The following is a 12362-nucleotide window of genomic DNA, read 5'->3' as shown; positions in this document are numbered from 1 at the left end:
TCCTGCATTTTGCGTAAGTACTCGCGACGGCTTTGTAGAGACATTCTCACGTCACATCCCCTCAGTAAGATTTTGACGTGAGCGATCCACAATCCTTTCGGTAAGATTTTACCTGAGTGATCGCGGGGGCTTCCAATTTCATAGCGATATGTGTTATACTAGCAAACTAATAATGCAACATTTTTTCTAGAGAGAAGCATGGTTTCTTTCATGCCTGGTTGTGCACCAGGTGGCATCGCATCCGTTTCGGACGCCAGTTCGAACGCCAGAGCGATGAACGGCTCCAGCGTGATGGCGGTTGTCGCCAGCCTTCCTCACGGCCTGCACTTCGATCCAATCCCCCTCCCCGCAGATGAAGCAACGCTTCGGTCCAAAGAGCTGCCCTGGATGTTGCCGCGTCCGGCATAGCTTGATGTCCCTACATGATGTCCCTATATGTCATTGTCAAGGAGGTAACTGGATAGTGAGAAGTCTGTGCCAGTCCCTAGGGGACCGGCAACAGGCTTGCCATTTTATTGAAAAATACTATACAGAGGAGGGTCTGCCCATCATGTTGCGTCATTACTCTCGCATGCTGAACAGTGACATCTCGTTCACTGACACGACTTCCAATGGCAACTTAGACACACGCGTCTTTACCGATTCTGCTGGGCGGACCCCGTTACTTGAGCATGACGCCTGCGGCGTCGGATTCATCGCTGCGGGCAACGGGCGACCGTCCCATAATCTGGTCCGTCTCGGCCTCACTGCGCTGCACCGCCTGCGCCACCGCGGCGGCGTGGCCGCTGACGGCCGTACCGGTGATGGTGCCGGCGTCATGACGGAAATCCCCCACAAACTGCTCCAGCGGGAGCTGGAAAACCGTTCGCTGCGGCTGCCGCCTGCGGGCGATTACGCACTGGCTGTCTGCTTCTTGCCTTGCGAGCCAGGTGCCCGTGACCGCGCCCAGCGCCTGCTGGAAGAAGTATGCGGCCGTCACGGCCTGTCCGTTCTGACCTGGCGGAGCGTGCCGGTAGACGAGGCCGTCCTCGGCCCCATTGCGGCCGCCTCCCGGCCTGACTTGTGGCAGGCGGTGATCGTTCGCGCGGCATCGGTTTCCGCAGGCCGGCCCTTCGAGCGGGCCTTGTATCTGGCCCGGCGGGACTTTGAGCGGGAGGTGGCCCGGCAACACTGGGATCACCTTGACGCTTCCGGTTCCACCGCCGTCTCTGGGGAGAGACCGGTGAGGGATGAAGCCCCTTACGTTGCCTCTATGTCTACCCGGACGGTGGTTTACAAGGGCTTGCTCACGGCAGACGATTTGGACCGGTTTTACCTGGATCTCCGTAATCCGGATTTCGAGACGCGTTTCATCACTTTTCACCAGCGCTACAGCACCAACACAACGCCTACCTGGAAGCGGGCCCAACCTTTCCGGCTGCTGGCCCACAACGGCGAGATCAACACCCTGCAAGGGAATGTGAACTGGATCGCTGCGCGGGAACCGCTTTTGTCCGTCCCTGAATGGCCGGAGGCAACGCTTGAGCGGCTGCGGCCTGTGATCGACTCGGGCGGCTCCGATTCAGCGATGCTGGACAACGTGGCGGAACTGTTGACCGTTGCCGGTCGAGACGTTCGGCACACGCTCCTCATGCTGGTGCCGGAGGCCTGGGAGAAAGTGGCCGACATGCCGGCGGAGCTCAGAGACTTCTACCGTTTCCACGCTTGCCTGACAGAGCCCTGGGACGGACCGGCAGCGCTTGTATTCAGCGACGGCCGCTGGGTGGGGGCACGCCTGGACCGCAACGGCCTGCGTCCTTTGCGCTACACCGTTCTGGACGACGGCCTGGTGGTGGCTGCCTCGGAGACCGGTGTCGTGGATGTGGATCCGCAACGGGTGCGCGAACACGGCAAACTGGGACCCGGCCAGATGATCGCCGTCGACCTTGAGACGGGCCGCTTCTGTCACGATGAAGAAATCAAAGCCGAGCTGGCACAGCAAAAGCCTTATGGGGAGTGGGTGCGTCAGGGCATTTGTACCTTGGATGCGCCTGCCTCCGACAGGAACGCGCAGACTGTTGCGAACGCACCCGTCGCATCGGTGCCTTCCGCCCGCCTGACGGCGATCTTTGGCTACACGAAAGAAGAATTGACGGTCATCCTTCGTCCTATGGTGGAAAACGGCAAGGAACCCGACGGTTCAATGGGCGACGACACGCCGCATGCTGTGTTTTCGCATGTCCACCGGCCACTGCACCACTATTTCAAACAGCGTTTCGCACAGGTGACGAACCCTCCCATCGATCACCTGCGGGAAGATCTCGTTTTCTCCATCACGACCCGTCTGGGCGCTCGACCCAACCTGCTCACAGAAGCGCCTGAGCAGGCGCAGATGATCGAGCAGCCAAGCCCAGTCTTGACCGATGAGCAGCTGGCCCGGTTGAAAGATCTTGGCGCACAGGATCCGCAGTTTCGCAGCGCGGTGCTGGAGATGCTCTTCCCGGCGACCGGCCCTGATGCCCTTGAACCAGCCTTGGAGGAATTGTGTCAGCGGGCCGAAGAGGCCGTCGATGCCGGCTGCACCATCTTGATCTTGAGCGATCGCGGGGCGAACGCCGAGAAGGCGCCCATTCCGGCCCTGCTGGCCACCGGTGCCGTCCATCACCGGCTGTTGAGGGCTGGCAAGCGGGCGCGGGCCTCCCTCGTGGTGGAAAGCGGCGAACCGCGGGACGTCCACCATTTCGCTGCCCTGATCGGTTACGGCGCAGCCGCCGTCAATCCCTACCTGGCGCTGGCCGCAGCGCGGGAATTGGGGAATGAGGCCAATTTCATCCGTGCCGTCGAGGGCGGACTCAAGAAGATCATGTCCAAGATGGGGATCTCGACCTTGGATGCCTACATGGGTGCACAGATCTTCGAAGCGATCGGTCTTGCCCCCGAAGTGGTCGAGCGGTGCTTCGCTGGCACACCCTGCCAGGTAGGCGGAAACAGTTTCAGGGAGCTGGCGGAGGACATCCTCTACTGGCACGGACTGGCTTTTTCGGACGAGGTAAGCGAGTCCGTTCCGTCCGATCATGCGAAGGCGGACGCTGCCGAGGGAGAAGGTTCTTCCGTAAGTGTAACGGCGGGTGCCGTCAAGGGGTATGGTTTCTACAAATTCAAGAAGGATGGCGAAGACCACGGGTTCAAACCCGAGGTTGTGCGGGCGCTGCACCGGGCGGTGCGGGAGACGCAGGGTGAGCAGGAGGGGAAGATTTCCAAAACCAGTGACCATTACCGCCATTTCAGCCAATTGGTGCACGGGGGTCCGCCCAACCAGATCCGGGATCTTTTGGACTTCCGTTCCGACCGGGATCCGATTCCGGTGGACGAAGTGGAACCGGTGGAGGACATCGTGCGACGCCTATCGACAGGTGCCATGTCCATCGGGGCTTTGTCGCCGGAAGCCCATGAAACGTTGGCCATCGCTATGAACTGGCTGGGAAGCCGCTCCAACTCCGGTGAGGGCGGTGAAGATCCAGCTCGTTACGGCACCGAGCGCAACAGCGCGGTCAAACAGGTAGCTTCGGGCCGTTTCGGGGTCACTCCTGCCTACCTGGCATCGGCGGAGGAACTCCAGATCAAGATGGCTCAGGGCTCCAAGCCCGGTGAGGGAGGCCAGCTCCCGGGGCACAAGGTGACGGAACTGATTGCGCGCCTGCGCTACACGGTGCCCGGTGTGCCGCTGATCTCACCGCCGCCGCACCATGATATTTACTCTATCGAAGACTTGGCGCAACTGATTTATGACCTCAAACAGGCCAACCCCAAAGCCCTGATCTCCGTCAAACTGGTGGCAGAGACGGGTGTGGGCATCATCGCGGCCGGTGTGGCCAAGGGGTATGCGGACATCATCGTCATCAGCGGGCACAATGGCGGAACCGGATCGTCCCCCTTGAGTTCCATCAAGCATGCCGGCCTGCCATGGGAGCTGGGGCTGGTCGAAACCCAACGGATGCTGGTGGCCAACGGTCTGCGCTCGCGGGTAACCGTGCGGGTAGACGGCGGGCTGAAAACGGGCCGCGACGTGGTGATGGCGGCCCTGCTGGGTGCCGATGAATACTCTTTTGGCACCTCCGCTTTGGTGGCGGAGGGATGCCAGATGGCGCGGGTGTGCCACAACAACACCTGCCCGGTGGGCATCGCCACCCAGGCGGAGAGACTGCGTCAGAAGTTCCCCGGCACTCCTGAGCACGTTATCGCCTATTTCCTCAACATCGCCCAGGAAGTGAGGGAAATCCTGGCCCGGCTGGGATACCGGCGCCTGGACGACGTGATTGGCCGTTCGGATCTGCTGGTTCAGCGGTCCACGGGCAACCCGAGGGCCGACCGCATCGACCTGAGGGGACTCTTGGCGCCCGCAGCGCCCGCAGCTGGTGACCAGGAAGTGGCGCTGCACCGCACGCAGCTTTCCAACCCGCTGCCATCCGAGGACACCCTGGGCCACCGGATGGCAGCCGAGCTGCGCACGGCCATCGAAGAGACTCGGCCGGTACAGCGCACCTATGAGATTTCCAACACGGATCGCACCGTGGGCGCGATCGTGGCTTGGGAAATCGCCCGCCGGTACGGGGACCAGGGTCTGTCCCCAGACAGCGTGCGCCTTGAGTTTCGCGGTGTGGCGGGGCAGTCATTCGGTGCCTTCTGTGTGCGCGGCATGCACCTGGAACTGATCGGCAGGGCCAACGACTACGTCGGCAAGGGCATGGCGGGCGGCGAGATCGTGATTCGGCCAGAGCCAGGTGCACCGGCCGATCCGGAACGGAACGTGATCGTCGGCAACACCGTACTCTACGGGGCCACGGGTGGGACGCTGTTCTGCGCCGGCGCTGCCGGTGAGCGTTTCGCCGTCCGCAACAGCGGCGCTGTCGCCGTTGTGGAAGGCGTCGGTGACCATGCGTGTGAGTACATGACAGGGGGAACGGTGATTGTGCTGGGGCGCGTGGGCCGCAACTTTGGTGCCGGCATGACCAATGGACAGGTCTTCGTTTACGACCCTGAAGGTCAATTGGCTCTTCGTTACCATCAGCCGTCGGTGCGTATCGAACGCGTAGCCGGCGCTGCCGAGGGGCAGGATGGTGCCACCGAGGAGTTGCGGGCGCTGATTACCGCCCATGCCGAGCGCACGGGCAGTCAGCGAGCCTGGGACCTGCTCAAGCGTTGGGACGAGGCGCTTCCGCACTTCTGGCGCGTGATCCCTCTGGCTTCGGAGGCAAGGGCGAGCCAGGAAGCCGGCGCCGCGAAGAGGCAGTCGACGGCTGCTGCTTCGGGACGCAACTGATGGCTTCGTCGGCGGCTCATCCTGGTTGGCTACGGCTGGACGCAAGACGGGCCGGCTGCCGGGATGGTGAAAAGCCGTAGGGAGCGCATGGAGTAGGAAGAGACAGGAAAGGATACAGAGGAACGGCAAAAAGGATACAGAAGAACGGAAAAAGGGATGGGATACCCTCAATGGTACCCATCCCTTTTTCATGCCGTACAAATATGTTCAACCGACTAAGTTCAACCGATGGGATTGGAGGCAGGCGAACCAGCACCTTGTTTGGAAGGACGAGGATCAGCGGGTGGATGGTTGCTGTTTCATATATATCTATATCTGCCGCAGCATGATTGCACGGAGATTAGCGAATCACCACCCGGTATCGCCGCATCCACAAGTCCACCTGGACCAAGTAGGCCAGAAGCTGTGGGCGCCGCATGAGCTGGCCAAACCAGGGCTGATCGAACTCTCCCTCCGCCCGGACTAACTCCCGCACAGCCGGGTCGTTCAGCAGCGGCCGCAGGGGGGAGGTGTGATCATCCAGGATCGCCTCCACCCGATTGCGGACGGCCGCCAGGTAGGCGGGATGAAAGGTTTTGGGAAAAGGGCTTTTTTTTCGCGAAAGAACCGCGCCGGGAAGCATACCATCAAGGGCAAGGCGCAGCAGTCCTTTCTCCTGTCCCCCGGCTGTTTTCATCTCCCAAGGCACGTTCCAGACATACTCAACCAGGCGGTGATCGCAGAAGGGGACGCGCACCTCCAGCCCCACAGCCATGCTCATGCGGTCCTTGCGATCGAGCAGCACCGGCATCCAGCGAGTCAGGGTCAGGTAAGCGATCTCCCGCCTTCGGGCGGCTGCCGCCTCCTCCCCCTCGAGGCGCGGCACTTTGGCCAAGGCCTGCCGATAACGCTCTGCCAGGTATTCCTGGGGCTGGATGTGGCGGATGACGTCGGGGGCCAACACCTGCAGGCGCGCATCCAACTTCAGTGACCAGGGAAAGGTGTTTGCCTGCAGCGCGTCTTCCCGAAAGAACCAGGGATAACCGCCAAAAACTTCGTCCGCACCTTCTCCCGACAGGGCAACCGTGGTTTCCTTTTTGATTTCCCGGCAGAAGAGGTAGACAGAGGCGTCGATGTCGGCCATTCCGGGCAAGTCGCGGGCTTCCACCGCCCGGCTCAGCGCTTCGGCCAGCTCCGGCGTCTCGAGCCATATCGTGCGATGATCTGTGCCGAAGTAGTCCGATACCACGCGCACAAAGGGGGCATCCGTCTCGGGCTGAAAGTCATTGGGGCGAAAATAATGCTCGTTGCCAGCATAATCCACCGAGTACGTCCGCAGCGGACCGGTTCCCCTCCGCTCGACGGCCCGGGTCGCGAAAGCGGTGATGGCGCTGGAATCCAGGCCGCCTGAGAGGAGCGTGCTAATGGGCACGTCGGACACCAGCTGCCGCTCGGTTGCATCGGCCAACAGAGCCCTGACCTGTGCAATCGTGTCTTCGAAGGTATCCTCGTGGGGCCGGCTCACCAGTTCCCAGTAACATTCCTGGTAAAGGCCGCTGCGGTCCCAAACCAGGAAGTGGGCAGGCATTAACTCGCGAACGTCCTTGAACACGCCGTGGCCGGGGGTCCGCGCCGGACCGAGGGCAAAGATTTCCGCCAGCCCTTCCGCGTCCACTGCCGGCTTCACAGCGGGATGGGCCAGCAACGCCTTTATTTCCGAAGCGAAGAGGAAGGTGCCGTCCTTCTGCGTGTAGAACAGAGGTTTGACACCGAGGCGGTCGCGGGCGAGGAACAGCCTCTGCTCTCCCTCGTCCCAGATCCCGAAGGCGAAGATGCCGTTCAATTTCTCGAGACAGTGGACGCCCCATTCGATAAACGAGACGAGCAGCACCTCGGTATCGGAGCTGCTGCGGAAACGGTGTCCGCGGTCTTCCAGCTCACGACGCAATTCATTGGTGTTGTACAGCTCGCCGTTATAGGTCAAGATGAACCGGTTCTTGCCGCGGTCACGAGTCATGGGCTGTCCTCCGCCAACCGGGTCGATGACGGTCAGACGCCGGTGGCCGATGGCGGCGTGCCGAGAGATCCAATAGCCGCAGTTGTCCGGACCCCGGCACGCGAGCGTGTCGGTCATGGCTTCCAGCACTGTGCGCTGCCCGGTCAGGTCCTGTTTCCAGTCGATCCAGCCTACGATGCCACACATGGATGGCTCAACCTCCTCCGGTGGATGGCGACCGGCCCGTGAAGGTACCCGATTCCGCAAGTTTCTTGTCCCGGTCCGCCGGGCGGTCGCCCAATCCTGTTTTGGGCATCCTATGCGGGTTGCGGGGGGGCCGTGCCTGTCTTCACCCTGTGTTGCCAAATGATCATCCATACCGGAGCCGAACGGAAGACTGCGCCTGATGCGGAAATTAGAGGAAAATGGGAATCGATTCGTCTTTACGAATGCTTCTATGTTCGGATATAATGGGGGCATTATATGATATGGGGACATATACATGGGGACATTGGAATGAGGTGCAAGGCAAGATTTTGCATGTCGTGAGGCGGCGTCTGGCCTTCATAGTGTCTGTCTCAGCCGACGGTTACGTCTACAATATGGGATGGAACAACTTCGGATGCGGGCCGGTTCCCGGGTTTCTGCTCGAGGCGCCTGGCGTCTTACAGATTACATGTGAAGGAGGATCTCCATGCCCAAGGTTGCCCAGCGTATCGCTTCTGTGGCGCCGTATCTTTTTGCTCAGATCGACAAGAAGAAGGCCGAACTGACGGCAAAGGGCGTCGACGTCATCTCCCTCGGCATTGGCGACCCCGACCTGCCGACGCCCGACTTTGTAGTGGAGCGGATGCAGCGGGAGGTGGCCGATTCCCGCTGGCACCAGTACCCCGACTATGACGGCAGCCTTCTTTTCCGGGAGGCGGTCGCCCACTTTTACAAGCGGCGATTCGGCGTTGACCTGGATCCGAAATTCGAGGTCCTCACCCTCATCGGTTCCAAGGAGGGGTTGGCCCACCTCATCTGGGCTTACGTCGATCCCGGCGACGTCGTGTTGATTCCGGACCCGGCCTACCCGGTTTATAAGACGCACACGTCTCTGGCGGGTGGCACCCCTTACATCCTGCCGCTTACCCGGGAGCGGGACTTCCTGCCCGAGCTCTCTGCCATCCCGGAGGAGGTGGCGCGGCGGGCCAAACTGCTCTTCCTCAATTACCCGAACAACCCCACCGGAGCCGTGGCCAGTCTCGACTTCTACCGGGAGGTTGTGGCGTTCTGCAAACAATACGACATCCTCCTGGTTTCCGACAACGCCTACTCTGAAATGACCTTTGACGGCTATGTGGCACCTTCGGTGCTGCAAGTGCCTGGGGCCAAGGATGTAGCCGTCGAGTTCTGGTCCCTCTCCAAACCCTTCAACATGACAGGTTGGCGCATCGCCGCGGCAGTGGGCAACGCCGACGCCCTTTACAAGGGCCTGGGCATCATTAAGACGAACACCGATTCGGGACAGTTCACGGCCGTTCAAATGGCGGCTGTCGAAGCCCTCACCAATCCCAAAAGCGAGGCGTTCATCCGGGAGATGAACGCCATCTACCAGCGCCGCCGGGATCTGGCCGTGGATGGGTTGCGAGCCGCTGGCCTGCAGGTGGAGCCGTCCAAGGGTACCTTTTATCTTTGGGTCCCTGTGCCGGAGGGGCATACCAGCACCTCCTATGCGGAGTTGCTGTTGACGAAGGCGGCGGTGGTGGTGACGCCGGGCATCGGCTACGGCCAGTACGGCGAGAACTATGTTCGCATCAGCCTCTGTCTCAAGGAAGAACGGCTGCAGGAGGCGCTTGACCGGATCCAAAAGGCGTTGTTGGGGTGAGGCTATGAGGTAGGGAACGCTGTGCAAGGCAGGCCTTCCCGCGCGGCGGAAGGGCCTGCTTTTTTCGTGCACGATGTCCTCCCGCCGGCGATGCCTCAAGCGAGCATTGCGGACCAGCTGTTGACAGTCGGGAGTCCGGTGCATATATTAGGGATGGTACCGCCTATGGTGCCGTAAGCCGCCTCCCCAGACCGTCCGTGCAGTCGGGCATGGGGACAGGTGAGCGAACCATTGAAAGGAGGGATTGAAAGCGGGACGCCCATGACGAACGGTTTACCGTGACGGCAGCATGGCTGAAAACACGGGGATTCGTGAGAGAAGCGGAAATCGGCGGTCAGCGAGCCAACGGAAAGCGAAGGTGTACTGCCTCGCTAGCGCCAGGACTCGTCTTCCGTGGTGGAGGCGAGTTGACGAGGATGGGGTGTGTCGAATGGTCGGCGGGTCCCCCCACGGTTGGCCACGACCGTGAACGGCTCGGCAAATCCCGGGAGCGATTCCGGGGACAATACGGGCCAGGTGGCCTGACCCCGTTTTTCCACTTTCTTCTTTCTTCTGCTCCGAATCCTCCTTTGGTTGCCTGTTTCGTGTCTGCCGTTGGTGATCCGTTGGTGATCATGCCCGTGCTTTGTGGTGCGGGCACAGGCGGATTTCCACAAACGTGGCGCTTTGTGGCGCAATTTTTTTGTTGTCTACCCCATCCGGCGGCCGAGGTTTTTGCGCTTTATCAAGTGATGCGTGTGCTTCAGACCGGAGTGGGGCGGAAGAGAGAGGAGGTTGATGGCAGCATGTGCGGGATCGTGGGTTATGTGGGGCCCAAGCAGGCTGTTCCCATTCTGATCCGCGGATTGCGTACCCTGGAGTATCGCGGTTACGATTCGGCTGGCATCGCTGTCAGTGACAACGGCACGGTGGACGTGCGAAAGCGGGTGGGCAGGATCGACAATTTGGAGGAGATCGTGGGCGATCGGCCCCCAAGGGGGACCATCGGCATCGGCCACACCCGATGGGCAACCCACGGGCAACCGTCAGATGAGAACGCTCATCCCCACACAGACTGCACGGGGACCTGCGTAGTGGTGCATAACGGGATCATCGAGAACTACGCCGAGCTGCGCGACGAACTGAAAGCGAAGGGCCACCGGTTTAAGTCGGAGACAGACACGGAGGTCATTGCGCACTTGCTCGAGTCCCTCTACGACGGAGACTTGGCGAGTACCCTGCGCCGGGCGGCAGCCCAACTGCAAGGTGCCTACGCCCTCGTTGTGATGAGCCGGCTAGAGCCGGACAAGATCGTGGCCGTCAAGCGGTCGTCGCCCTTGATCATCGGTCTGGGTGAGCAGGAGAACTTTCTTGCCTCAGACATTCCGGCACTTTTGCCCTATACTCGCCGGGTCATTCCCTTGGAAGAAGAAGAGATGGCTGTGTTGACCCGCGACGGTGTCGAGTTGATGAAGATCGATGGCACGCCGGTGACGCGGGAGTCCATGATCGTCAACTGGGAACCTGGTCAGGCCGAGCGTGGCGGATACGAGCATTTCATGCTGAAGGAAATTCATGAGCAACCGCAGGCGGTGCGGGACACGCTGTCCGGCCGCATCAACCGGGCCGGCGACGGCGTGGTGTTAGACGGCGTGCACTTTGACCCTGAATGGGTGCGGGGCCTTCGAAGCGTGCACCTGGTCGCCTGCGGGACAGCTTATCACGCGGGCCTTATCGGGGGGAGGTTAATCGAACGCCTGGCCGGCCTGCCTGTCTGGAACGAGGTGGCCTCGGAGTTCCGTTATCGCGAACCCTTGGTTGATGAGCGCACCCTGTTTGTCGTCATTAGCCAATCGGGCGAGACGGCAGACACGCTGTCTGCCTTGCGGGAGGCCCGGCGGCGTGGTGCCCGCGTCCTGGCCATCACCAACGTGGTGGGCAGCTCGGTGGCCCGTGAGGCTGACGATGTGGTTTATACATGGGCGGGACCAGAGATCGCGGTTGCCTCCACCAAGGCATATACCACCCAGATCGTCGCCCTAGCCCTGTTGGCCATTCGCTTGGCTGAGCTTACGGGCCATGCCAGCCAGGAGGAGCGGCGGAACTTAATCGATGTCCTGCGCCGGCTCCCAGAGGCCTTGGAGGGAGCGCTGATGGTGGAAGACGAGGTGCGCGAAATCGGTGAGCTCACCCGGTCGTGGCGCGACGCCTTTTTCATCGGTCGCGGACTCGACTACTTCTCAGCCCTTGAGGGACAGCTCAAGCTAAAGGAGATTTCGTACATTCACGCTGAGGCCTATCCCGCAGGGGAGCTGAAACATGGCACATTGGCGCTCATTGAAGAGGGCACGCCGGTGATTGCGTTGATGACGCAGCCCGATCTAAGAGAGAAAATGATAAGCAACATCGAGGAGGTACGGGCCCGCGGCGCAGCGGTCTTGACCATTGCCCGCAGCGATTTGGCCGGTATTGATCCTAATGCCGGCAAAATCTTGATGGTGCCTGCTGTTCATCCGTTCTTAATGCCTGTGGTGGCCGCGGTGCCATTGCAGCTGTTGGCCTATTATTCCGCAGTGAGCCGGGGGACGGATGTTGACAAGCCTCGGAATTTGGCAAAGAGCGTCACGGTGGAGTAAGCAGCGGGAGGGTGGAGAGATTTTGTAGACAGCTAATAAATCCCGTCTAGGGAAAATAAAAACTGTCCAGAGATAATAAAAAGTGTCCAAGAAGCCGAGCGTGGTAGGGGTTTGCCCTGATCCATGCTGGGCTTTTTCTTCTTTTTAAAGTGATACAGGGGAGAGGGGACAGGAAAAGATATTGATTTATCAAGCAGTTTCCCAATATACCCCCTCCCGCTATGCTTCGACTGAGCTTCTCAATTTATTTTCCCAAATGATTTCCTTGGACATTTCCCAATGTTCCGATTTTGTGCTCCCTTTCAACTTTTCACCTAATTTCTTCCAATTGGATGGACACTTTTTATTTTCCTGGTATTTCGTTCCAACTGGTTCCTCAAAACACGAAAACCCTTGCGGCTCTAGGGAAGAGAGGGTTTGAGGGGGGAGGGGAGGGATGGACATGAATTATTGTCTCTTGACATAGTAGGGAAATCAAAATGGGATCATCGCGTTCTTACGGTTTGTTACTTAAAGGGGGCAGGCGAAAGGAAAATCATTTTTTGATGTGATTTGATCAGGAAATTCGGGACTTATCCTATGCTTTGAACTTTATGATATACA

General features: G+C 60.2%; 4 protein-coding genes. 3 read left to right on the top strand and 1 reads right to left on the bottom strand.

Annotation, left to right across the window (positions count from 1 at the left end; genetic code table 11):
- Positions 1 to 694 precede the first annotated feature (694 nt).
- Positions 695 to 5299, top strand: coding sequence for a glutamate synthase subunit alpha (locus tag BAA01_02995; protein ID OUM86592.1), 4605 nt, complete (start codon positions 695 to 697; stop codon positions 5297 to 5299).
- Between the two features lie 340 nt (positions 5300 to 5639).
- Here the strand turns inward: BAA01_02995 and BAA01_02990 are convergent, their stop codons facing one another.
- Positions 5640 to 7481, bottom strand: coding sequence for an asparagine synthase (glutamine-hydrolyzing) (locus BAA01_02990; protein ID OUM86590.1), 1842 nt, complete (start codon positions 7479 to 7481; stop codon positions 5640 to 5642).
- A 487-nt stretch (positions 7482 to 7968) separates the two neighbouring features.
- On the opposite strand from BAA01_02990, the gene BAA01_02985 reads away from it, so the two are divergent.
- A complete protein-coding gene (locus tag BAA01_02985; protein OUM86589.1) occupies positions 7969 to 9144 on the top strand; it encodes an LL-diaminopimelate aminotransferase in 1176 nt (391 codons plus the stop codon).
- A 785-nt stretch (positions 9145 to 9929) separates the two neighbouring features.
- The gene (locus BAA01_02980; protein OUM86591.1) at positions 9930 to 11759 is read left to right on the top strand and encodes a glutamine--fructose-6-phosphate aminotransferase; all 1830 of its coding nucleotides are present in this window, start codon (positions 9930 to 9932) and stop codon (positions 11757 to 11759) included.
- Positions 11760 to 12362: the final 603 nt, after the last annotated feature.

Source organism: Bacillus thermozeamaize, assembly GCA_002159075.1.
Lineage (GTDB): Bacteria > Bacillota > Bacilli > ZCTH02-B2 > ZCTH02-B2 > Bacillus_BB > Bacillus_BB thermozeamaize.
This window is presented reverse-complemented; position numbering and strand designations above follow the sequence as displayed.

What these genes read in the sequence shown, in the direction of transcription:
- BAA01_02985 (OUM86589.1), top strand. Translation starts at nt 7,969, where the DNA reads ATGCCCAAGGTTGCCCAGCGTATCGCTTCTGTGGCGCCGTATCTTTTT.
- BAA01_02980 (OUM86591.1), top strand. Translation starts at nt 9,930, where the DNA reads ATGTGCGGGATCGTGGGTTATGTGGGGCCCAAGCAGGCTGTTCCCATT.
- BAA01_02990 (OUM86590.1), bottom strand. Translation starts at nt 7,481, where the DNA reads ATGTGTGGCATCGTAGGCTGGATCGACTGGAAACAGGACCTGACCGGG.